The following is a 22,388-nucleotide window of genomic DNA, read 5'->3' as shown; positions in this document are numbered from 1 at the left end:
ACATCTGGCCATGCCCTACACCGTCACCCCAACCTCGCTGCCTGAAGTCCTCATCCTGGAGCCCAAGGTTTTCGGCGATGCCCGCGGCTTTTTCTTCGAGAGCTACAACCGGCGCGATTTTCAAGCAGCCACCGGATTGGATGTGGAGTTCGTGCAGGACAACCACTCACGCTCCGCGCGTGGCGTGCTGCGCGGCATCCATTACCAGCTGGTTCAACCCCAAGGCAAGCTGGTGCGGGTGACAGCGGGCAGCGTGTGGGACGTCGCCGTGGACCTGCGGAAGAGTTCCCAGCGCTTCGGCCAGTGGGCGGGCGTGGAACTCAGCGCTGACAACAAGCGCCAACTTTGGGTTCCGCCCGGGTTCGGCCATGCCTTCCTGACCCTGAGCGAGCACGCCGAATTTCTGTACAAAACGACCAACTACTGGTGCCCTGAGCATGAACGCAGCGTGGTGTGGAACGACCCGACACTGGCCATCGCCTGGCCGCTTGCGGCGGTCGGTCAGCCCCAGCTTGCCGCCAAGGACGCTGCGGCGGTCGGCCTGCACTCCGCAGTGGTGTATGACTGAACACATGCCCGCGCATTCCCCTTCCTCGCCCGGCCTGACGCGCAGCGTCACATAGGCGAAGCCGACCGGGCAGGAGGGGGTCAAGCGGGCGGTTTTCTTCTTTTTGCTTCGGACTTGCGCGCATGCTCGACGGTGCCCCGCGCGTCCACGTAGGCGCGGACGGTCTCAAGCGTCGCACCCCCCACGCTGCCCACGTAGTAGGCGCGGTGCCAGAACAGCGGCTTGGAGTAGAACGCGCTGAGATGCTGCGCGAATCGGGCGCGAGCGCGACGTGCGCTGGCGGTCTTGAGGTTGTTGATCAACACCGAAATGTTCAGCGCCGGATGGATGTCGATCAGCAAGTGCACATGGTCGCTCTCGCCGCCGAACTCGATGAGATGGCATCGCCACGCCGCAAGGCAGTCGACGAACGCGCCGCGCAAGTAGCCGAGCAATTCTGGTGTGAGCGTCTTGCGTCGGTACTTGGTCACGAAAACGATGTGTAGCTTAATGCTGTAAACAGCATGGGAGCTCGACGAATGCGCATCTTGCATGATTGCGTCTTAACGGTTTTTTTGTGAGTCTAGCAGCAGGCAACGTCGCAAAGTCACGTTCAAGCTCGACCCCAATGCGGCGCAAGCTGGGCGGCTTAAGGCGTGGACACGACTGCACTGCGAGTTGTACAACGCGGCGCTCGAAGATCGCATCGACGCCTGGCGCAAGGCCGGCAAATCCATCAGCGATTACGCGCAGCAGAACGCATTGCCGCAGATCAAGGCCGATCGACGCGAGCTCAACGAACTCGGCAGCCACGCGCTGCAGCAGACGCTGCGGCGGCTGGATCTCGCCTTCCAGTCGTTCTTTCGCCGGGTCAAAGCTGGTCAAACGCCCGGCTTCCCGCGATTCAAAGCGGCCAAGCGCTTCGCAGGCTTTTCCTATCCCGACCCGGCTGGATGGAAGCTGCTGCAAAACGGCCATCGGGGCGCCACGCTGCGGCTTGGCAGCGACAGCAGTGCCCTGTCCATCCGGGCGCGGGGGCAGCATCGCTTTGGCGGTGATGCCAAGCCCAATGACATCACCCTCACGCGCAGAAACGGCCAGTGGTTCGTGTCGGTGACGCTGCGCGTGCCCGAAGAAGCCTGCGCGCGGCAGCGCACCGATGATCAGCGCCGAGGCCTGGACTTCGGCATCAACGATTGGGCAACGTTCGACGACGGACAGACGATTGCGAACCCGCGCTGGATGCGCGAGGAACTGCCGCGCCTTGCCGCGCTGCGGCGTCAGCGCGCCCGCAAACGCAAAGGTTCCATTCGCCACCGGCGTCTGGGCCAGCGCGTGGCGCGACTGCACGACCGCATCGGCAACCTGCGCCGGGACTTCGTGCACAAGGAAACGACCAGGATGGTGCGGCAATGCGCGGTGCTGGCCACGGAGCAATTGGATGCGAAGACCATGAGCCGCAGCGCCCGAGGCACCGAGCAGGAGCCGGGGCGGCGTGTGCGGCAGAAAGCCGGACTCAACCGGGAACTTCTCTCGGCAGGGTTCGGCATGGCGCATCCGATGCTCGCGTACAAAGCGGAAGAAACTGGTACGCGGCTGCATCTGAGCAACACGCGCCAGCTCAAACCGTCGCAGCGCTGCTCGGCGTGCTGGGAGATTGTGCCCAAGACGCTCGCAGACCGCATGCATGTCTGCCCGCACTGCGGGCATGTCATGCAACGCGACCAAAACAGCGCGTTGGTGGTGCTCATCGACGCGCACAACACGCAGGACACGCCTGGAACGGGCGTGGCGGCGAGACCCAAACCTCGGCCACGGCAACGTGGCAAGTCCAAGTCTGTGACCCGCGAAACCCCCACGACAACCGCGCAAGCGGTTTAGTGGCGGGAGAGTTCATGGCCCGCATGGTTGTGGCCGCAAGCCTGCGGGCACTGAGCCGGTGTCGGGATGCCTCTGCGGGGCACGGTCCGCGCCTCGGTCGTGCAGCTCCAACGGACCAGGGATGGCACCCAGGCGATGGCGTGCCGGGCCAATGCCGCCAAGCGGCTGGATGCGCGATGAGGCGGTGGGTCCTCGCGTGAGGGGCTAGGGCCGTACAAGCGAATGGCGAACGCCCAGCGGATGACAGGGGTGCATGAGAAAGCGGCCCCCAAACCCTCCGCATGCAGGCGCTTGTCGGCCTCGTGCCGTGTGAGGCATACGAGGCGCATCCCAGCGGTTGTCCAGGCGTACCCTTGGGCGGACGGCGCGCAAAAAGAAAAAAGCCCGCAGGCGTACGGGCTTGACGTTCGGGCCGGCGTATGCCGGCCCCAAAGGCATTTCAGTGCGGGCGGTTACGCAGCTTGCGTATGGCCGCGAGCTGTGCTGCCAACATCGCGAGTTCACCCTCAACCACTGCAATGTCCTGCTTTTCCTGGGCATGTGCCCGGTTTTCCTGGGCCAATTTCAGCGCCTCCTGGGCCTTGGCCTCGTCCAGGTCCTTGCCGCGGATGGCGGTGTCGGCCAGTACCGTGACGTGCTTGGGTTGCACTTCAAGTATGCCGCCAGCGACGAACACAAACTCGTCTTCGGTCTTGCTGCCGTCGGCACGCTCGATGCGCACGGCGCCTGGCTTGATGCGGGTGATCAGCGGGGTGTGGCCAGCCAAAATACCGAGCTCGCCCGACTCCCCGGGCAGCGCGACGAACCGGGCCTGCCCGGAATAGATCAGCTCTTCCGCGCTGACCACGTCAATTTGAAAAGTGTTCATGATGACTCCGGGGTGCCTGCTGCTGCGCAGAGCCTGCCGCGAGGCGGGCGCATGCTGGGACGATCAGTTCAGCTTTTTGGCCTTCTCAAAAGCTTCGTCGATGGTGCCGACCATATAAAACGCCTGCTCGGGAAGAGCATCGCATTCGCCGTTCACGATCATCTTGAAGCCGCGAATGGTTTCCTTCAGGGGGACGTACTTCCCGGGAGATCCGGTAAACACCTCGGCCACATGGAACGGCTGGGAGAGAAAGCGCTGGATCTTTCGCGCGCGTGCCACGGTGAGCTTGTCCTCGGGGGAAAGTTCGTCCATGCCCAAAATGGCGATGATGTCGCGCAGTTCCTTGTAGCGCTGCAGAATGCCCTGGACCGCGCGCGTCGTTGAGTAGTGCTCGTCACCAATGACGTTCGGGTCGATTTGCCGGCTCGTGGAATCCAGCGGATCCACAGCGGGGTAAATGCCCAGCGATGCAATATCGCGGGAAAGAACCACGGTGGCGTCGAGGTGGTTGAACGTTGTGGCAGGAGACGGGTCGGTCAAGTCATCGGCCGGCACGTACACCGCCTGGATCGACGTGATCGATCCGTTCTTGGTGGAGGTGATGCGCTCCTGCAACACGCCCATTTCTTCTGCCAGCGTCGGCTGGTAACCCACGGCAGAAGGCATGCGGCCCAGCAGCGCTGACACTTCCACGCCTGCCAGGGTGTAGCGGTAGATGTTGTCGACGAAGAACAGAATGTCGCGGCCTTCATCGCGGAACTTCTCGGCCATCGTCAGCCCCGTGAGCGCTACGCGCAGACGGTTGCCAGGGGGCTCGTTCATCTGCCCGAACACCATCGCCACCTTGTCCAGCACTTTCGACTCTTCCATCTCATGGTAAAAGTCGTTGCCCTCACGGGTGCGCTCGCCGACGCCAGCGAATACGGACAATCCGCTGTGCTGCTTGGCAATGTTGTTGATGAGTTCCATCATGTTGACGGTCTTGCCCACCCCGGCACCGCCGAACAGGCCGACCTTGCCACCCTTGGCGAAGGGGCAGACCAGGTCGATCACCTTGATGCCGGTCTCGAGCAGATCCACCGACGGCGAAAGTTCGTCGAATTTGGGCGCTTTGGCGTGGATGGACCGCACCTCATCGCATTGAATGGGGCCGGCCTCGTCGATGGGGCGGCCCAGCACGTCCATGATGCGGCCGAGCGTGCCTTGGCCGACCGGGACGGAGATCGGAGCACCGGTGGCGCCTACGCGCATGCCACGGCGCAGCCCGTCGGTGGAGCCCAGCGCGATGGTGCGCACAACACCATCACCGATCTGCTGCTGCACCTCGAACGTCACACCCTTTTCCGCCAGACCCAACTCCTGGTCGTCTGCCAGGCGCAGGGCTTCATAGATGGCGGGCATGTGCTCGCGTGGGAATTCGATATCGATCACAGCGCCGATGCACTGGACGATCTTGCCTTGGGTTTGGGCCGTGGTCATCTGCTTCTCCAATATGCAATAAGGGGATGGGCTGCTGCTTACCGTGCTTAGACGGCGGCAGCGCCTCCGACGATTTCAGACAATTCCTTCGTAATGGCGGCTTGGCGACTTTTGTTGTAGACCAACTGCAACTCGTTGATCACGGTCTTGGCATTGTCGGAAGCCGACTTCATCGCCACCATGCGTGCTGATTGCTCGCAAGCCATGTTTTCGGTGACGGACTGGTAGACCAGCGCCTCGATGTAGCGCACGAGCAGTGCGTCGATCACCGGTTTGGCATCGGGCTCGTAGATGTAGTCCCAGCCATATTGCTTACGTTCCGCCTCCGAAGTCGTCATCGCCCTTTTCGGCAGCGGGACGAGGGGCTCCACCTGTGGCTGCTGCTTCATGGTGTTGATGAAGCTGCTGAACGCGATGTAGACCGCATCAATTTCCTCGCGCTCATAGGCGTCGAGCAGCACCTTGACGGGGCCGACCAGTTTGTCCAAATGGGGCTTGTCGCCCATCTGCACGGCCTGGGACAGGACATTGATACCAAGGCGGTTGAGGAATTGGAGGCCTTTGTTTCCAATGGCGCAGGCCTTCACGGTCAGGCCTTGGGCCTGCCATTCCTTGATCTGCTGGGTTAATGCACGCAAGATGTTGGTGTTCAGGCCTCCGCACAGACCTTTGTCTGTGGTGACCAGGATCACGCCCACATTGCGCATCGGCGTGCGTGCCACCAGAAAGGGGTGGCTGTACTCCGGGTTGGCTTGGCTGAGGTTGGCTGTAATCGCACGCACCCGCTCGGCGTAGGGCCGCGCGGCGCGCATGCGCTCCTGCGCCTTGCGCATCTTGGAGGCAGCGACCATTTCCATCGCCTTGGTGATCTTGCGCGTGTTTTGCACGCTCTTGATCTTGACGCGAACTTCTTTCATTCCAGGCATGCTGGATCTCCTAAGGCGCACCTGCCGCCCAAGCAGCCATCCTGCTCACGGGTGTGTTGGCAGGGTGGATGCGGGGGCCTGGCGAGCATCGACCGATTGCTATGAAGGTGGAATGACTCAGTACGCACCGCTCTTCTTGAATTCGGCGATTGCCTCCTTCAGGGTTGCCTCGTCATCTTTCACCAGATCCTTCTTCGCTTCGATGCTCTCCACGAGCGCAGCATGCTTCGACTGCAGGTGGTCATGCAGGCCCTTTTCGAAACCCAGAATCTGCTTGACGTCAATGTCATCCAGATAGCCGTTGTTGACCGCGTACAGCGACGCGGCAAGCTGCCATACCTGCACAGGCTGGTACTGGGGCTGCTTGAGCAATTCCACGACGCGGCGCCCCCGCTCGAGCTGGCGGCGAGTGGCATCGTCCAGGTCCGAGGCAAATTGGGCGAACGCGGCAAGTTCGCGGTATTGCGCCAAATCGGTCCGGATGCCACCGGAGAGTTTCTTGATGACCTTGGTCTGTGCCGCCCCGCCCACGCGTGACACCGATACGCCCGCGTTGATGGCAGGCCGCACGCCAGCATTGAACAGGTCTGTTTCCAGGAAAATCTGGCCGTCGGTGATCGAGATCACGTTGGTCGGCACGAAGGCGGAGACGTCACCGGCTTGCGTTTCGATGATCGGCAACGCCGTGAGCGACCCGGTCTTTCCTTTGACCTCGCCGTTGGTGAATTTCTCGACATACTCCTCGTTTACTCGGGCTGCGCGCTCAAGCAGGCGGCTGTGCAGGTAGAACACGTCGCCAGGATAGGCCTCACGGCCCGGCGGGCGGCGCAGCAGCAGGGAGATCTGCCGGTAGGCCCAGGCCTGCTTGGTCAGATCGTCATAGATCACCAGGGCGTCCTGGCCGCGATCGCGGAAATATTCGCCCATCGTGCAACCGGCGTAGGGAGCCAGGTATTGCATGGCGGCAGAGTCGGACGCGGTGGCCGCGACAACAATGGTGTAATCCATTGCGCCGAATTCCTGCAACTTGCGCACCACATTGGCCACCGTGGACGCCTTCTGGCCTACGGCCACGTAAATACAGATCAGATCCTTGCCCTTCTGGCTGATGATCGAATCCACGGCGACGGCTGTCTTGCCGGTTTGGCGGTCGCCGATGATGAGTTCGCGCTGGCCGCGACCGACGGGCACCATGGCGTCGATCGCCTTGATGCCGGTTTGCACAGGCTGCGATACCGATTTGCGCCAGATCACGCCGGGGGCAACTTTTTCCACCACATCGGTGAGCTTGGCATTCACCGGGCCTTTGCCGTCGATGGGCACGCCCAGGGTATTGACGACGCGTCCGATGAGCTCAGGGCCGACAGGCACCGAGAGGATCTGGCCTGTGCATTTGACGGTGCCGCCCTCGGAAATGTGGCCATATTCACCCAGGATCACAGCGCCGACCGAGTCGCGCTCAAGGTTAAGGGCCAGGCCGTACGTGGGTTGGCCGTCCTTGTTGGCAGGGAATTCGAGCATTTCGCCCTGCATCACGTCAGACAGGCCATGCACGCGCACGATCCCGTCGGACACGGACACCACGGTCCCCTGGTTCTTGACATCGGCGGTCGCACCCAAGCCTTCAATGCGGCTTTTGATGAGTTCGGAAATTTCTGCGGGATTGAGTTGCATGGATAGCCTCGGGATACTTGGGCGTTAAGTGCTGCTTACGCTGTGAGGGCGATGCGCATGGAGTCGAGACGTGCGCGCACAGAGGTGTCGAGCACCTCATCGCCCACGGTCACGCGCACGCCACCGATCAGACTGGGGTCAACCTCGACCCTGGGGTAGAGCTTGCGGCCAAATTTGCGCTCGAGCGCCGGCAACAAGGCGTCGAGCTGAGCTTGATCGAGTTCGAAAGCGCTGCTGATGACGGCTTCGACACAATGCTGCGCGGCGTCCTTGAGTTGATGAAACTGCTCGGCGATGTCAGGCAGCGCGGCCAGGCGGCGATTTTCCAGCACCACTTGCAGCATGTTGCGCACCGCTGTGCTGGGTTGCTGCGGCATGGCGGACACCATCAACGCGGCAAGCCGATCGGGGGAGAGCTGCGGGTCGCCTGCCAGGCTGCGCACCTGCGGATCACGCGCGATCGCCGCAAGGGCGTCGAGGGACTGCGAAATGGCTTCCAGCGAAGCTTCGCCCGTGCGTCCGTGGGTGGCCTGGAAGATGGCTTCGGCGTAGGGCCGTGCAATGGTGGCAAGTTCAGCCATGGTCCGCTCCGATCACAGCTCGGCCTTGAGCCGGGCAAGGAGATCGGCATGCACCTGCGGGTTGACCTCCCGATGCAGGATGGCCTCAGCGCCTTTGACAGCTAACCCCGCGACCTGATCGCGCAGGGTCTCGCGTGCCTTGATCAGTTGCTGCTCGGCTTCGGCCTTGGCCTGGGCGATGATGCCCTGGCCGGCTTCCTCCGCCTTTTTGCGTGCCTCCTCGATCATGGCCTGCGCGCGACGCTCGGCTTCAGCTAGGCGCTGAGCACTCTCGTGATGCGAGCGTGCGAGCTCTTGCTCGACGGCCTGGTTGGCAGATGCCAGCTCGGCCTTGGCACGGTCAGCCGCGGCCAGACCGTCTGCGATTTTCTTGGCGCGCTCGTCCAGGGCCCTCGTGATGGGTGGCCACACGAACTTTGCCGTGAACCACGCCAGCAGCAAGAACACCACGAGCTGCGCAATCAGTGTTGCGTCCAGATGCATGGCGCTAACCTTTGCGTTGTGTCAGATGGTGGGTGATGCTGCTTTGAATTACTTCAGAACAAACGGGTTGGCGAACGTGAACATCATCGCCAGGCCAACACCGATCAGGAAGGCGGCGTCGATCAGGCCGGCCAGCAGGAACATCTTGGTTTGCAGTTCGTTCATCAGCTCGGGCTGGCGCGCGGCGGATTCCAGATACTTGCTACCCATGATGCCGATGCCGATACAGGCGCCGTTGGCACCCAGACCGATGATCAGACCAGCGGCCAAAGCGACGTAACCGAGAACGTGTTCCATAAAGTGCTCCTGTTAAGAAAGTTGAAGTCAGTGAAGGTCGAAGAAGGGCAAAGCAAATGCGGAATCAATGATGATCGTGGGCCTGGCCGATGTAGACCAAAGTCAACATCATGAAAATGAAGCCCTGCAGCACGATGATCAGCATGCTGAAAATGGACCACGCCAGCCCCGCCACGATGTTGCCGAAAAACAGCGCCCAGCCCGTTAGGTTGCTGAGGCCGGCAGCGCCCATCAAGGCGATAATCATGAAGAGGATTTCTTCCGCATAGAGATTGCCGAACAGTCGCATGCCGTGGGACAACGTCTTGGCGAGGTATTCGAGCAACTGCATCGCAAAATTCAGGGGCCAAAGCAGGAAATGGTTGCCGAACGGGGCCGTGAACAGTTCGTGCACCCAGCCGCCCAGTCCTTTGACCTTGATGCCGTAGTAAAGGCTCAGAAGCAGGATGGTGATTGACATGCCAAGGGCGATGGACAGGTCCGCCGTCGGCACCACGCGCAGGTACATGTGTTCGGGATCATGCCCGGCCATGGCGCCAGCGCCCTGCCACAGGCGCGGCAAAAGATCGACCGGCAACAAATCCATCGCGTTCATCATCACGATCCAGATGAACGCGATGAACGCCAGCGGTGCGACAAACTCGCGGGACTTGGCATTGCGAACGATGCCGCGCGCCTGCTCGTCGACGAACTCCACCAGGAACTCCACGGCCGCCTGCATCCGCCCCGGCACGCCGCTCGTCATGCTCTTGGCCACGCGCCACAGCAGGAAACAGGCGAGCAAACCCAGCCCCACCGCAAAGATGATGGAGTCGATGTCGACGATGTTGAATTGGACGACGCCAAGGCGCGGACTGCTGGTCCACTGCGTCAGGTGGTGAATGATGTATTCGCCGGCGGTGATGGTTTGCTGTTCTGCGGGCATGGGAAGATCAGTCGATTGAACGATCGCGGACAGTGATAGACGGGCTCAGCGCTTGGTTGCGGGGCCGGACCGTTTGCCGCGCAACAGCAAAGCGATCCAGTACACCTGCAGCGTGGCAACCAGGCCGATCAACATTGCGGGCCAGTTCAAACCAGGCAACAGGCGCGGAGCCAAGAGCAGGAGAACAACGGTGAGCGCGATCTTCAGCAACTCGCCAAAGGCGAAGCCGAACAAGGCGAATGCAGGTTGAAGATTGACCAGCCACGCGCGCATGCCACCGGCGAACAGCGCCGCAGGCAACATGACGACGACGCAGCCGTACAGCGCCGACAAGGCCGCGCTTCGCCCTGCGATACCGTAGGCGGTCGCTGCCACCACGGCGCCCACCAACGCCTGCAGCGCGACGACGCGAAACACCGAGACGCCCGGCTTTGCAAGCAGCAACGCCTGCGCCTGCTCTCGCGAGAGCGGCTGCGCCTTAAAGCTGTCGGCGTCGTCCTGCCAGGAATCGGAAGCTTGCACTGTCTTGGGCACCGCGGGAAATTCGAAGGGGTTGCCGATCCGAGGCTGGCATCAGGTGCCAAGGTCAGATCGACCAGCATCTCTTGAGATCACCCAAACCACGTATTTTTGTGTTTGAGTTGTAACAATTCAAGGTGCCTAAACAGCGAAAGTATACGGGAAGGCTTCGGCCATTTCACCGTTTTTCGCTCGCGCGTGTGCCGAATTGTTGTCCATCAACGTCTTGGCCAGTCACAACAGGCTTGGCAGGAGGGGCTGCGCAGCCGGCGCGTTGGCATGTTCGAATAGGCGCATGACTGCAGGGAGCTTGCATGACCGGATTGCTGATTTTCCTTCACCTTTTGGGCGCGATTGTCTGGATGGGGGGCATGGTTTTCGTGTTGTTCAGCCTGCGCCCCGCTGCATTTGCCGAACTCGAAGTGCCGCAGCGGCCGCGCCTTCTGCTGGCCAGTCTGCAACGATTCTTTTCGCTGGTGTGGCTCAGCATTGCGCTGCTGCTGGCAAGCGGGCTGGGCATGATGCTGCCAGTAGGGTTTGCGCACGCGCCGTTGGCTTGGCACGCCATGTTCGGCATCGGGCTCGTGATGATGGCGCTCTTTGCGCACCTTTTCTTTGCGCCGTTCATGCGCGCGCGCCGCGCCGCAGCACGCCAGGAATGGGCGGTTGTCGCCGCATCGCTTCAGCAAATGCATACGCTGGTCAAGGTGAATTTCACCCTGGGCTGGATCGCCATTGCGATCGTATCGCTATGGCGCTGAAATCGCGCCAAGCGTGTTTTCTACAGGCCATTGAAGGACTCGCCGGCGCCACATCCTGAGCAATCTCGGGTGCCAGGGCGGTGGACCACCGAGCGGCATCGGGCGGGGCGTTGCGCAGATGGATCGCCGGGCTCTCAGGACGAGCTTCCGCGCCTCGGCGGCCGAGTGCACCGATGCAGGCACCAATCGATGCCCGAGTTGCACCAGCCGGTGCGCGTGTAACGCCCTGGCAGCGTGCCGCGGCGTTCAAAGGCGGCTAAGGCGACTCGGCCCGTCGATCACAGCGCCAAAGTGATGCCATGGCGCGCCGCACCGGCCCTGTCGCGTCGCGATGGTTCAGCCGGCTGACGTCGCGCGCAAGATGCGGGCAGCGTCGCGCGCGAAATAGGTGAGGACGCCGTCGGCCCCCGCACGCTTAAAGCACAGCAATGATTCCATCATCGCCGCGTCGCCATCCAGCCAGCCGTTTTGCGCAGCCGCCTTGAGCATGGCATATTCACCGCTGACCTGGTAGACGAAGGTGGGCATGCGGAATGCATCCTTCACGCGCCGCAGGATATCCAGATACGGCATGCCGGGCTTGACCATCACCATGTCGGCGCCTTCGGCGATATCCAGTTGCACCTCGCGTAGCGCCTCGTCGGAGTTGCCGGGGTCCATCTGATAAACCTTCTTGTCAGACTTGCCAAGACTTTTCGCAGAGCCCACCGCGTCGCGAAACGGTCCGTAAAAGCTGCTCGCGTACTTGGCACTGTAAGCCATGATTCGCGTGTGAATGTGGCCCGCTGATTCGAGCGCTTCGCGCACGGCGCCAATGCGCCCGTCCATCATGTCACTGGGGGCCACGATGTCCACCCCAGCCTGCGCCTGCACCAAGGCCTGGCGCACGAGCATCTGTACCGTCGCGTCGTTGACGATGTAGCCCGTCTCGTCCAGCAATCCGTCCTGGCCGTGTGAGGTGTAGGGATCCAGCGCCACGTCGGTGAGCACGCCAAGCTGCGGAAATTCGCGTTTGAGCGTTCGCACCACGCGCGGTACCAAGCCGTCCGGGTTGGCAGCCTCCAAACCGTCGGGAGTTTTGCGCTCAGGGGCAATGACTGGAAAGAGTGCCAGAACCGGGATGCCCAACCGCACGCAATCCTCGGCAACACCCAGCAGCAGGTCAACACTCAAGCGCTCGACTCCGGGCATCGATGGCACGCTCTCGCGACGCCGTTCACCTTCAAGGACGAAAACCGGCAAGATCAGGTCATCGACGCTCAGGCGGTGCTCGCGCACGAGTCGACGGGTAAAGTCGTCGCGTCGAAGGCGACGCATCCGAAGCGCGGGGAAGGCTGGACTGGACATGAAATGTTGCATCCTCATGTGACGTTGGGAACTTGTGCAGCTTACGGCACTCAATGGTAAGAGGTGGCCGCTGTGAGGCGCCTCCTCCCGCTTCTCCTCCCTGAGCGGGGGCCTTGGTTTCAAGGCTATTGACCCCGACCCCCCTGTCGGGGTTTTTTTTCACCCCATGCCTGTACCACGGCAGAGGATTGGCGGCATGCATCCGCTTCCAAATCTACACTCGTAGGATTGCACAAGGAGCGGATATGGGTTTCCTCTGGGTCAAGGCCCTGCACATCATTTTTGTCATTTCGTGGTTCGCCGGACTGTTCTACCTGCCGCGCATCTTCGTCAACCTGGCCATGGTTCCGCCGAACAGTCTTGCCGAACGTGAGCGCTTACTCCTCATGGCGCGTAAGCTTTATCGATTCATGATTATCTTGATGATTCCCGCGCTGGGTTTTGGGCTGGTGCTCTGGCTGTATTACGGCGTGGGGCTGCATGGCCCCGGCAATGGCTGGATGCACGCCAAGCTTGCCTTGGTGCTGCTCTTGTTAGCTTTCCACCACAGCTGTGGCCGAGTGCTGCGCGCCTTCGAACAGGGTCGTAACACGCGTGGGCACGTGTGGTTCCGCTGGTTCAACGAAATTCCCACCATCGCCATGTTCATCATCGTGCCTTTGGTGGTCGTCAAGCCGTTCTGAACCAGCACGCAGTCCGTGAACCGCCTGCCATCGGCCTTCACGCGCTACGCGCTGGCTGCCTACCTGCTGCTGGTGCTCTACGCCAGCATGTACCCGTTTTCAGGCTGGCGCTGGCAGGGTTTGAGCCCGTTTGACTTCGTCGCCGCGCCACTGCCGCGTTACCTCACCGCCTCCGACATGTGGCTCAACGTGGCCGCGTACCTGCCGCTGGGTCTGTTGGCAGCTGCCAGCCTGCGGCCGCGGTGGGCCGGCTGGCGAGCCTGGGCGCTTGCGTCGATTGGCTGCAGCGCACTTTCGTTCGCAATGGAGTCCATCCAGAGCTTTCTGCCCGTGCGCGTGTCGTCCAACGTGGATTGGGTCACCAACTCCCTTGGCGGAGTGATTGGCGCGGCGCTCGCCCTGTGGTTGGTACCGCGCCTGTCGCTCAGCCAGCGAGCGCGCGCCCTGCGCGAGCGCTGGTTCGCACGCGACGCAAGCTACGGGCTTCTCCTCCTGGCGGCGTGGCCGCTTGCATTGCTATGGCCGCCACCGGCACTGTTCGCGACGGGCCAAGTCGTTGGCACGCTGGCGCAAAGCCTGTCCGATGCGAGCCTGAACGCTCCGCATGTCGCGGCGCCGTTCGCGCGCTGGTTCAATTCGGATGCGCTCTTGGCCTTGACCATGCCTCATCCCATGGGGGGGCGTCAACAGGTGTGGATTGCTGCAGCCATGGTCATGGCGGTGCTGTGGACCAGCTCGGCGATCACGCGCAGTCGGGCGCCCCGGGCACGGATCGGCCTGGTCATCGTGCTGGCGGGTCTGGCAGCCATGACGCTCTCGGCCGCGCTGGGCTTCGGCCCTGAACATGCGCTGGCGTGGGCGACGCCCGGCGCGCTGCAAGGGTTGGGAGTCGGGATAGCCATTGGCCTTCCGCTGGCCAATTTACCCAATCGGCTTTGCGCCATGCTCGCGCTGACCGCCCTGGTTTGCGGGTTGGTGTGGATCAACCAGACCGGGCCCGATCCGTATTACGCGCAGAATCTGCAAACCTGGAGCCAGGGCCTTTTCATCCGCATGTTCGGCCTGCCGCAATGGCTGAGCTGGCTGTGGCCCTATTTTGCAGGGCTGTATTTGCTGGGGCGCATCGTGCGGCCCGGTGCATCCCCATGAGTTCTCGTTCAATCCGTCCATGAGCTATTACGCACACCACATCTTCTTTTGTCTCAATCGACGCGAGGATGGTCGTCCGTCCTGCGCCAAGCGCGGAGCCGAGGCCGCCTTCGAGCATTGCAAGCAAGCCGTGAAGGCCGCCAGCCTCGCCGGTCCCGGCGCGGTGCGCGTGAACCGGGCGGGTTGCCTGGATCGTTGTGAGGAGGGGCCTGTCTGTGTGGTCTATCCCGAGGCGGTCTGGTACACCTATGTCGACCAGCATGACATCGACGAGATCGTCGAGCGACATCTCAAGGCGGGCGAGGTGGTTGAGCGCTTGCTGCTTCCCGACGCGCCCCCGCATCATGAATCGCAACACAATCCGCGAGCGCATTGCCGGCCCTGTTGGCTGGATCGAGGTGGCCGTGGACGCGCCCGCGGCGCACTCGCCACGAGGCCTAGCGCTCGTCGCCCATCCGCACCCCCTGCACGGCGGCACGCTGGACAACAAGGTGGCACAGACGCTGGCGCGCGCCTGGCTCCAGCTCGGCTATCTCACGTTGCGACCCAACTTTCGTGGCGTCGGCGCGAGCGAGGGCAGTTATGACGCCGGGCGCGGAGAGACTGAGGACATGCAGGCGGTGCTCGCGCACTACGCGGGCCGGTTCGCTGCCGAGCGAAGCGTGGAGCCCGAGTCGCTGCCCCTGGCGCTGGCTGGCTTTTCCTTTGGTGGCTATGTTGCGGCACGACTTGCTGCAGCTTTGCATGTGCAGGGTCGGGCGATCGACCATCTCACGCTGGTTGGCCCCGCAGTCCTGAATTTTGACGTGCCCGTGCTTCGCAATGCCGACGGTACGCAACTTGCCGAGCGCATGCTCGTTATCCATGGCGAGCACGACGACGTGGTGCCGCTGGCTGCGGTGTTTGACTGGGCCCGGCCGCAGCAGCAGCCCGTGCTGGTGATGCCCGGCGCGGGTCATTTCTTTCATGGGCTGCTCACGCCGCTCAAGCATTGGGTGTGCACGTGGCACGGAACAGCCGTCGCAGATTGAATCTGAATGTGCGCGGGCGGTGCGCAGCATGCACGGCACTGATGCCAGCGCGCGCCATCGGGGTGAACCAATTCGCAGGCGCCGCACTCCAACTGCAACGCTTTTTAACGCGTCGACTTGCCCTGCGCTGCTATGGTGCATGGTGTTGCGGACCGGCCGCAGTGCGTTGTGAGAGCGCGTCCTGCCCGCCGGCCTGATCCGATCATCCGTCTCCATTTCCTTCGTTGATCCCTATGCCATTCATGTTGCCCAAAAGACTGGCGGTCATCGCCCTGGCGACCGCACTGAGTTGCGCCTCCGTGGCTCAGGCCGCGTCCCGTCCGGCGCCGGCGTCCCCGCCCCCGCTCAACCCCAATCCCGTATCTGCCGGACCCGGTAATACGCCGACCGGGCCGACCGCGGCTTTGCTTGAGTCGGTGCCCTTGCCCACGATGCAGGCGCGCAGCTGGCTGGTTCTCGACATGACCAGCAACCAGATCCTTGCCGAGCAGAATGCCGACCAGCAGGAGGCCCCGGCCTCGCTGACCAAGCTGATGACGGCCTATCTGACGCTGAAGGCGGTGAAGGATGGCTCCGTCAGCCTCACGCAGATGGTGCACGAGACCGATGAAGCCTGGCGCACCGGCGGCTCGCGCATGTTTATCGACCCGCGCGTGCCGGTGTCGGTCAACGATCTCCTCCTGGGCATGATCGTGCAATCGGGCAACGATGCGGCGATGACGCTGGCTCAGACGGTGGGCGGCTCTGTGTCGGCCTTCGTTGGCATGATGAATCGTCAAGCCCAGCAATGGGGCTTGCAGGGCACGCACTTCATGGATCCCACGGGCCTGCCCGATCCAGGTCACCACACGACGGCGCGCGATTTGTCCGTCATCGCCGCGCACATCATTCGCGACTTCCCGCAGGACTACGCGCGCTACTTCAAGGTCAAGGAGTTCACCTACAACCACATCACGCAGCCCAACCGCGTGAGTCTGCTGTTCACCGATCCTTCGGTGGACGGCATGAAAACGGGCTACACGAAGGATGCGGGCTACTGCATGATCACGTCGGCGCAGCGCAATTTTCCCAACGGCCCGCGTCGATTGATCACCGTGGTGATGGGGACGCCCACCGAACACGCACGGGTCGCCGAAAGCGAAAAGCTGCTGAACTGGGCTTTCCAGAACTTTGACGACATTCGTGTCGTCACCGCTGGAAAGCCAGTGCTGGTGGCGCCAGTGTGGAAGGGCGCTACCAACCAGGTGCAACTCGGAAGCTTCGAAACCCTGGCTGTCAGCGTGCCACGCGGCGATGGCGCGAAGATCAAGACCACGATCCAGCGACCCGACCCCCTGGTGGCGCCGATCGCCAAGGGCCAAAAGATTGGCACCTTGCAGGTCAGCCTTGATGGCAAGTCGATTGCGAGTTACCCGCTCGTGGCGCTCAATGCGATTCCCCAGGCCGGAATTTTCAAACGCGTTTGGGACGCGCTGCGCCTGGCCATCAAATAGATCGCACCCGTCGGGATCAGGCTCAGGGATCGATTGGCTTGCAGCGCCGAATCAGAGCGGCGCGCAAGACGGATCGTCCTTGAGGGCGCAGCAGCCGCGCCGGCGACCGCCGTCAAGAGACCGGTCGCCGCGCTGGTGCAAAGGCAAGCTTGCAGCGTGCTGCAAGGCTTAAGCGTTTTGTGCCGAGGCTTGCCCAACGAAAGCCGAGTCGGTAACACGGATCGCACGCTTGGTGCATCACCGCACCTTGTGGAACTTCGCGGCCTTTTCGTGCACGCGCCGGCGCACACCGCGGCGGGGCGATGCCAGGCAATGCGCCCGGGGCGTCACGCCGCGGCAGCCATCGCCCACTCGCCACGCAGCGAGTGGGGAAGCGCTGCGGTGATGCGTACCTCCACCAGTTCACCCACGAGCCTGTTGGGTGCCGCGAAATTTACGATGCGGTTGTTCTCCGTGCGTCCCTGCAGCTCTGCGTCGCTCTTGCGGCTTGGACCTTCCACAAGCACCCGCTGCGTCGTTCCCACCATGGCCCGCGAGATGCCCTGGGCGTGAGCCTCAATGCGCGCCTGGAGCGCCTGCAGCCGCGCGAGTTTGACCGCTTGTGGCGTGTCGTCAGGAAGCGTTGCGGCTGGCGTGCCAGGGCGGGCGCTGAAGATGAAACTGAAGCTGGCGTCGAAGCCCACGTCATCCACCAGTTTCATCAGTTGCGCGAAATCGGCATCGGTCTCACCGGGGAATCCGACGATGAAGTCCGATGAAATGCTGATTCCCGCGCGCACCGCGCGCAACCGCCGCACGATATGTTTGAACTGTAATGCTGTGTAGCCACGCTTCATTGCAGCCAAGATGCGGTCCGAGCCATGCTGCACGGGCAGGTGCACGTGTGGCACGAGCTGTGGGATGCGCCCATGTGCGGCTATCAGCCGCTCGCTGAACTCGTTGGGATGGCTGGTCGTATAGCGCAGGCGTTCAATGCCGGGCACCGCTGCCACGTATTCCAGCAGCAAGGCGAAGTCGGCGCTGGCACCGTCGACATCGCCACGCCAGGCATTGACATTTTGGCCGAGCAGCGTGATTTCCTTCACGCCCTGCGTGGCCAGTTCCGCCACTTCCGTCAGCACGTCGGCAAGAGGCCGGGAGACCTCCTCGCCCCGCGTGTAAGGCACGACACAATAGCTGCAGTACTTGCTGCAACCTTCCATGATCGACACGAAGGCCGTTGCACCTTCGGCGCGTGCGGGAGGCAGGTGATCGAACTTTTCAATCTCGGGGAAGCTGATGTCCACCTGCGCACGCCCGCTGCGCTCGCGGGCGCTCAGCAATTCGGGCAGGCGATGCAGTGTCTGGGGGCCGAAGACAACATCGACATAGGGCGCGCGCTCGACGATCGCAGCACCCTCCTGACTTGCCACGCAGCCGGCTACCCCGATGCGCAGCCCAGGCTTATCGGCCTTGAGTGCGCGCAAGCGGCCGAGATCGCTGAAAACCTTTTCCTGTGCCTTTTCACGGATCGAACAGGTATTGAGCAGGATCAGGTCCGCATCCTCAGGCCTGTCGGTTGGCTCATAGGGTTCGTCGGCTGCGAGAACGTCGGCCATCTTGGCCGAATCGTATTCGTTCATCTGGCAACCAAAGGTCTTGATGTAGAGTTTTTTCATCGCAGGGAAGTTCGTTGGCATGCTCGCCGCCATGCACGGTGCACGGACAGGGGCGACGCAAGTGATGGCCGTTGCAGGCCCGAGTCGTCCATCTGTCGTTCAGCCGTTGCCGAACAGGCAGTTCGATATCGCCTGAGGCACGTTGGCCAGTGAAGGATCCTTGTCGTTCACCAACCAGACCCGAAACACGTTTCCCGAGGCATCGCGCAGGAACACGACATGGCTTTTGATGCCCGGCAGCTGACCGGTGAGCGCCACGCGCTGCTGGTCGTCGAGTACGCGCACGCCAGGGCCCATCGTGTAGGGCGTGCAGTTGACGGTAAGGTCGGGCCATGCACCGAAACGGCCGCTGCCCTGTAAGCTGCCCGCGGGAAAAAGGTGGAGAATTTGGGCCTGCCCAGTGCCCAATGTCAGCACGCTGAGCAGCAAGGCTGGCAGGAGCAGGCGGCGCCAGGCAGGCGCGGCGCGAGCCGGCTCAAGGTGATCGCAAGGCACGCGATTCATGGTGTTGATCCAGAGGCGTGGAGGTCGAATAGACCCGTGGTAGTGGCAGACATGCACATGGGGCGAGAGCCCTTTGTGCATGTGGCCTGAATCTTAGCAGCTGGGGGCGCCCAAAACGAGCTGATGAACTCTCCCGCCACTAAACCGCTTGCGCGGTTGTCGTGGGGGTTTCGCGGGTCACAGACTTCGACTTGCCACGTTGCCGTGGCCGAGGTTTGGGTCTCGCCGCCACGCCCGTTCCAGGCGTGTCCTGCGTGTTGTGCGCGTCGATGAGCACCACCAACGCGCTGTTTTGGTCGCGTTGCATGACATGCCCGCAGTGCGGGCACACATGCATGCGCTGCGCCAACGTCTTGGGAGCCAGTTCCCAGCACGCCGAGCAGCGCTGCGACGGTTTGATCTGGCGCGTATGGCTCAGATGCAGCCGCGTACCAGCTTCTTCCGCTTTGTACGCGAGCATCGGATGCGCCATGCCGAACCCTGCCGAGAGGATCTCCCGGTTGAGTCCGGCTTTCTGCCGCACGCGACGGCCCGGGGCTTCCCCCTTGCCGCGTGCGCTGCGGCTCATGGTCTTCGGGGCCAATTGCTCAGTCGCCAGGACGGCGCATTGCCGCACCAGCTTGGTTGTTTCCCTGTGCACGAAGTCCCGGCGCAAGTTGCCAATGCGATCGTGCAGCCGGGCGATGCGACGCCCGAGCCGTTTGAAGCGCAACGATCCCTTCTTCTTCCTGCCGCGCTGCCGCTGCAGCGCGGCAAGGCGCGGCAGTTCCTCGCGCAGCCAGCGCGGGTTATCGATGGTCCGTCCATCATCGAACGTCGCCCAGTCGTTGATCCCGAAATCCACGCCACGCCGCATGTCGGCGGCGCGCTGCCGCGCACAGGCCGACTCGGGCACGCGCAGCGTCACCGATACAAACCACTGATCGTTCCTGCGCGTGAGCGTGATGTCGTTGGGTTTTGCCTGATCGCCGAAGCGGTGCAGCCCGCGCGCCCGGACGGACAGGGCCGTGTCTCCACTGCCAATGCGCAGCGTGGCACCACGGCCGCCATGCTGCATGAGCTTCCAGCCAGCCGGATCGGGATAGGTAAAACCCGAGAACCGCTTCGCGGCCTTGAACCGCGGGAATCCAGGCGTTTGACCAGCTTTGACCCGGCGAAAGAACGACTGGAAGGCGAGATCCAGCCGCCGCAGCGTCTGCTGCAAGGCGTGGCTGCCGAGCTCCACGAACTCAGGCCGCGCGGCCTTGATCTGTGGCAGCGCGTTTTGCTGCTCGTAGTAAGAGATGGACTTCCTGGCCTTGTGCCAGGCGTCGATGCGCTCTTCCAGTGCCGCGTTGTACAACTCGCAGTGCAGCCGCGTCCACGCCTCAAGCCGCGCAGCTTGCGCGGCATTGGGGTACAGCTTGAGCGTGACTTTGCGCCGTTGCACGCTGGTATTTTATCCAGCCTCGCGAGAAGCAACGAGCGAAAACCGCGCGCTTGACCCCCTCCTGCCCGGACGGCTTCGCCTGAGCGACGCTGTGCGTCGGGCCGGGTGAGGAAGGGGAATGCGCGGGCATATGTTCAAGATGGTCCATAGCCATGACGCTTGCCACCAGCGTTCGATGCACCCCAGAGCGCTCGATGCCCGCTGTTGGCAACTGCACGAACAAGGCGCAACCTGTTGCAGCAGGGATCATGCGCGCCAAACAATTTGCACCGCGCTGCACCCGACATCGTGCACTCTGCCACGCGGCTGTGTAGCATTAACGCACGTGACCATCCCACGGCCCCGATCCGACGCATGCACCGATGAGCGCCACCCCGCGAGCCCTTGATGCAGTGCCGAAGCGTGCCAATAGGGCGCATCCGGGGCTATTGCTGTCCCTTTTGCTTGCCTCGCTGCTCGCCGGGTGCGCCGGCGTCCCGATGTCGTCCGAGCATGGCGGGATCCTTGGGGTGGTCAACGGCGACACCAACTGCTATGCGCCTCAGCCCAATTTGCGCGCGGCCTATAACCGCACGTATACAGTGCTTGGGCGCACCTATACCCCCTTGCCAAGCGCCGAGGGCTATGAGGCCGATGGCACGGCGTCCTGGTATGGCTGGGAATCCGGCTCCAGGACCGCGATGGGGACGGCCTTCAGCCCGCGCGCGTTTACCGCCGCGAGCCGCATACTCCCGCTTCCGAGCTGTGTGCAGGTGACCAACCTCAACAATGGCCGCAGCGCCTTGGTGCTCGTCAATGACCGCGGCCCGTTCGTGGACAGTCGCATCATGGATCTGTCCTATGCAGCCGCCAAGGCCCTTGGCGTGGCAAGCACGGGAACCGCCCCTGTGCGCATCGTGGCGTTTCAAGGTGATATGGCCGCTCGAGGGCCGGCGCCGGCTGAAGACGCACCCGTGACGCGAACACGCCCCGAGCCCCTTTTGGCGGGCGCGACGCCCACTGTCACCGGCGGTCCACCCCAAGATCCGTCTGCCTCACAGGCATTGTTCCACCCAGCAGCCCTGCCGACGGCGCAGGCGCAAGCCGTGCAAAGCCCTGGCATCACGGTGCAGGCGCTCGCTCCGTTGCAGCCTAGCGATTCCACAGGTGAATCGGCAGACCCTCCGCCACCTGGATCCGCAGCAGCTCAGCCCCTCACGTCTGGCGCCACTCAGGATGCGCTTTCCGGGTCAGAGGCGCTGCACGTGCAGGCGCAGGATCGGTCGACGGCACTGCCCTTGCAGAGCTACTTGCAAACCGGCGCCTTCACCGTGGAACAAAACGCAATAGACGAGCGCTCCCGCCTGCAAACGGCAGGCATCGGGCCGGTCCAAATCGTGCCCGGCCTCATCCATGGACAAAGCTATTACCGCGTGCAGATTGGTCCGCTGCCTGCGGTAACGCCACCCACAGCGCTGGAGCAAAAGCTCCAAACGCTGGGTTTTACGTCCTACTCGATCGTGCAGGACTGAACGGTTCCACCGCAAAACGCGGCGCCGCGTGGCCACGCCCCTTGCCTTAGGAGGCGCTCGCCGCTGGGTGCGCAGACGCGAGACGACCCGTCATGACGGGTCGCTGCGCCTTCCCCGACTTACTTCTTGTTGCTGAGGCATTCCTTCATAAACGTCTTGCGCGCCTCACCTTTGAGCCCTTTGGTCTTGGCATCCGCATTGCAAGTCACCATCTTTTCCTGCTGCGCGGTCAGCTTCTTGCCTTCGTGCGTAGCGGGCATCGCCTTCTTTTCCGCCGCTGCCGGCTTCGCGGGTTCTGCGACCTTCGCGCTCAGGCACTCCTTCATGAACTTCTTGCGCTCTTCGCCCTTGAGACCCTTGGCCTTGGCGTCCGCGTTGCACTGGGTCATCTTGCTGGTTTGCGTGGTCGCGGCCTGGGCCGTAGCCAGGCCGGGCAGGGTGATCGCGGCGAAAGACAGGCCGATGGCGATGATGAGTTTTTTCATATTCAGACTCCGAACAAGGGTTGGAACGAGAGAAACGAAGCGAAGCAGCTGGTTGATGGCAAGCTCAACCGCACCCTGATCCGCGAGGGTTTGGTTCCACGCCAACCGGGTTGTGCCAAATGCGGCCCGTCACCCTAAAATGCGTGGATTTGCATTG

22 protein-coding genes and 2 pseudogenes are annotated in these 22,388 nt (G+C 62.7%); 9 read left to right on the top strand and 15 right to left on the bottom strand.

Annotated elements, in window-relative coordinates; all coding sequences use genetic code 11:
* Positions 1 to 10 precede the first annotated feature (10 nt).
* Positions 11 to 568, top strand: a complete 558-nt coding sequence (rfbC, locus tag CD04_RS0120040; RefSeq protein ID WP_031410055.1) for a dTDP-4-dehydrorhamnose 3,5-epimerase — start codon at positions 11 to 13, stop codon at positions 566 to 568.
* A gap of 80 nt (positions 569 to 648) precedes the next feature.
* On the opposite strand, the gene tnpA is transcribed toward rfbC, so the two are convergent.
* Positions 649 to 1,101, bottom strand: a complete 453-nt coding sequence (gene tnpA, locus CD04_RS0120035) for an IS200/IS605 family transposase (protein ID WP_031410053.1) — start codon at positions 1,099 to 1,101, stop codon at positions 649 to 651.
* A 40-nt stretch (positions 1,102 to 1,141) separates the two neighbouring features.
* Here tnpA and CD04_RS0120030 point away from each other — a divergent pair.
* Positions 1,142 to 2,428, top strand: a pseudogene (locus CD04_RS0120030) (RNA-guided endonuclease InsQ/TnpB family protein); the annotation flags it as partial.
* A 439-nt stretch (positions 2,429 to 2,867) separates the two neighbouring features.
* Here CD04_RS0120030 and CD04_RS0120025 read toward each other — a convergent pair.
* The 9 genes from CD04_RS0120025 to CD04_RS0119985 form a co-directional block, all read right to left on the bottom strand.
* Complete coding sequence (locus CD04_RS0120025) at positions 2,868 to 3,296, bottom strand: F0F1 ATP synthase subunit epsilon (protein ID WP_031410049.1); 429 nt, start codon at positions 3,294 to 3,296, stop codon at positions 2,868 to 2,870.
* A 63-nt stretch (positions 3,297 to 3,359) separates the two neighbouring features.
* Positions 3,360 to 4,775: a F0F1 ATP synthase subunit beta gene (gene atpD, locus CD04_RS0120020; RefSeq protein ID WP_031410046.1), complete on the bottom strand. Its 1,416-nt coding sequence runs from the start codon at positions 4,773 to 4,775 to the stop codon at positions 3,360 to 3,362.
* A 47-nt stretch (positions 4,776 to 4,822) separates the two neighbouring features.
* A complete protein-coding gene (gene atpG / locus CD04_RS0120015) occupies positions 4,823 to 5,701 on the bottom strand; it encodes a F0F1 ATP synthase subunit gamma (RefSeq protein ID WP_031410044.1) in 879 nt (292 codons plus the stop codon).
* Between the two features lie 117 nt (positions 5,702 to 5,818).
* Positions 5,819 to 7,375: a F0F1 ATP synthase subunit alpha gene (gene atpA / locus CD04_RS0120010; RefSeq protein WP_031410042.1), complete on the bottom strand. Its 1,557-nt coding sequence runs from the start codon at positions 7,373 to 7,375 to the stop codon at positions 5,819 to 5,821.
* Positions 7,376 to 7,410: 35 nt separating this feature from the next.
* Positions 7,411 to 7,956 carry a F0F1 ATP synthase subunit delta gene (locus tag CD04_RS0120005; protein WP_031410040.1) on the bottom strand — a complete coding sequence of 182 codons (546 nt, stop codon included), beginning with the start codon at positions 7,954 to 7,956 and terminating at the stop codon, positions 7,411 to 7,413.
* 12 nt (positions 7,957 to 7,968) lie between these two features.
* Positions 7,969 to 8,439, bottom strand: a complete 471-nt coding sequence (locus CD04_RS0120000) for a F0F1 ATP synthase subunit B (RefSeq protein ID WP_031410039.1) — start codon at positions 8,437 to 8,439, stop codon at positions 7,969 to 7,971.
* 48 nt (positions 8,440 to 8,487) lie between these two features.
* Positions 8,488 to 8,736, bottom strand: coding sequence for a F0F1 ATP synthase subunit C (atpE, locus tag CD04_RS0119995; RefSeq protein ID WP_013107156.1), 249 nt, complete (start codon positions 8,734 to 8,736; stop codon positions 8,488 to 8,490).
* Positions 8,737 to 8,800: 64 nt separating this feature from the next.
* On the bottom strand, positions 8,801 to 9,661 hold the full coding sequence (gene atpB / locus CD04_RS0119990) for a F0F1 ATP synthase subunit A (RefSeq protein WP_031410034.1): 861 nt from the start codon (positions 9,659 to 9,661) through the stop codon (positions 8,801 to 8,803).
* 45 nt (positions 9,662 to 9,706) lie between these two features.
* Entirely contained in the window at positions 9,707 to 10,195 is a 489-nt protein-coding gene (locus CD04_RS0119985) for an ATP synthase subunit I (RefSeq protein ID WP_038168604.1), read from the bottom strand.
* A gap of 299 nt (positions 10,196 to 10,494) precedes the next feature.
* Between CD04_RS0119985 and CD04_RS0119980 the strand changes: the two genes are divergently transcribed.
* Positions 10,495 to 10,941 carry a CopD family protein gene (locus CD04_RS0119980; protein ID WP_031410029.1) on the top strand — a complete coding sequence of 149 codons (447 nt, stop codon included), beginning with the start codon at positions 10,495 to 10,497 and terminating at the stop codon, positions 10,939 to 10,941.
* 336 nt (positions 10,942 to 11,277) lie between these two features.
* On the opposite strand, the gene hemB is transcribed toward CD04_RS0119980, so the two are convergent.
* Entirely contained in the window at positions 11,278 to 12,288 is a 1,011-nt protein-coding gene (gene hemB, locus CD04_RS0119975) for a porphobilinogen synthase (RefSeq protein WP_369792861.1), read from the bottom strand.
* Between the two features lie 245 nt (positions 12,289 to 12,533).
* On the opposite strand from hemB, the gene CD04_RS0119970 reads away from it, so the two are divergent.
* The 5 genes and pseudogenes from CD04_RS0119970 to CD04_RS0119955 all read left to right on the top strand — a co-directional run bounded on the left by CD04_RS0119970 (position 12,534) and on the right by CD04_RS0119955 (position 16,644).
* A complete protein-coding gene (locus CD04_RS0119970) occupies positions 12,534 to 12,971 on the top strand; it encodes a CopD family protein (protein WP_031410025.1) in 438 nt (145 codons plus the stop codon).
* Positions 12,972 to 12,986: 15 nt separating this feature from the next.
* Positions 12,987 to 14,120: a VanZ family protein gene (locus CD04_RS0119965; RefSeq protein WP_031410023.1), complete on the top strand. Its 1,134-nt coding sequence runs from the start codon at positions 12,987 to 12,989 to the stop codon at positions 14,118 to 14,120.
* A gap of 19 nt (positions 14,121 to 14,139) precedes the next feature.
* Positions 14,140 to 14,448: pseudogene (locus CD04_RS24930) on the top strand (ferredoxin); the annotation flags it as partial.
* Between the two features lie 16 nt (positions 14,449 to 14,464).
* Positions 14,465 to 15,151, top strand: coding sequence for an alpha/beta hydrolase (locus CD04_RS0119960; RefSeq protein WP_031410021.1), 687 nt, complete (start codon positions 14,465 to 14,467; stop codon positions 15,149 to 15,151).
* Positions 15,152 to 15,393: 242 nt separating this feature from the next.
* Positions 15,394 to 16,644, top strand: coding sequence for a D-alanyl-D-alanine carboxypeptidase family protein (locus CD04_RS0119955; RefSeq protein ID WP_156030348.1), 1,251 nt, complete (start codon positions 15,394 to 15,396; stop codon positions 16,642 to 16,644).
* Positions 16,645 to 16,970: 326 nt separating this feature from the next.
* On the opposite strand, the gene miaB is transcribed toward CD04_RS0119955, so the two are convergent.
* From miaB to CD04_RS0119940, 3 genes are all read right to left on the bottom strand, one after another.
* The gene (gene miaB / locus CD04_RS0119950) at positions 16,971 to 18,323 is read right to left on the bottom strand and encodes a tRNA (N6-isopentenyl adenosine(37)-C2)-methylthiotransferase MiaB (protein ID WP_231480703.1); all 1,353 of its coding nucleotides are present in this window, start codon (positions 18,321 to 18,323) and stop codon (positions 16,971 to 16,973) included.
* A gap of 78 nt (positions 18,324 to 18,401) precedes the next feature.
* Complete coding sequence (locus CD04_RS0119945; RefSeq protein WP_051849469.1) at positions 18,402 to 18,806, bottom strand: hypothetical protein; 405 nt, start codon at positions 18,804 to 18,806, stop codon at positions 18,402 to 18,404.
* 139 nt (positions 18,807 to 18,945) lie between these two features.
* Complete coding sequence (locus CD04_RS0119940) at positions 18,946 to 20,235, bottom strand: RNA-guided endonuclease TnpB family protein (RefSeq protein WP_031410012.1); 1,290 nt, start codon at positions 20,233 to 20,235, stop codon at positions 18,946 to 18,948.
* A 362-nt stretch (positions 20,236 to 20,597) separates the two neighbouring features.
* Between CD04_RS0119940 and CD04_RS23955 the strand changes: the two genes are divergently transcribed.
* Positions 20,598 to 21,746: a septal ring lytic transglycosylase RlpA family protein gene (locus tag CD04_RS23955; protein ID WP_156030347.1), complete on the top strand. Its 1,149-nt coding sequence runs from the start codon at positions 20,598 to 20,600 to the stop codon at positions 21,744 to 21,746.
* Positions 21,747 to 21,865: 119 nt separating this feature from the next.
* Here the strand turns inward: CD04_RS23955 and CD04_RS0119930 are convergent, their stop codons facing one another.
* Positions 21,866 to 22,231 carry a PsiF family protein gene (locus CD04_RS0119930; protein ID WP_038168947.1) on the bottom strand — a complete coding sequence of 122 codons (366 nt, stop codon included), beginning with the start codon at positions 22,229 to 22,231 and terminating at the stop codon, positions 21,866 to 21,868.
* Positions 22,232 to 22,388 lie beyond the last annotated feature (157 nt).

It is taken from the genome of Thiomonas sp. FB-Cd (assembly GCF_000733775.1).
GTDB lineage: Bacteria > Pseudomonadota > Gammaproteobacteria > Burkholderiales > Burkholderiaceae_C > Thiomonas_A.
The sequence above is the reverse complement of the archived record's forward strand: the minus strand, read 5'-3'. Positions and strand labels throughout refer to the sequence as shown.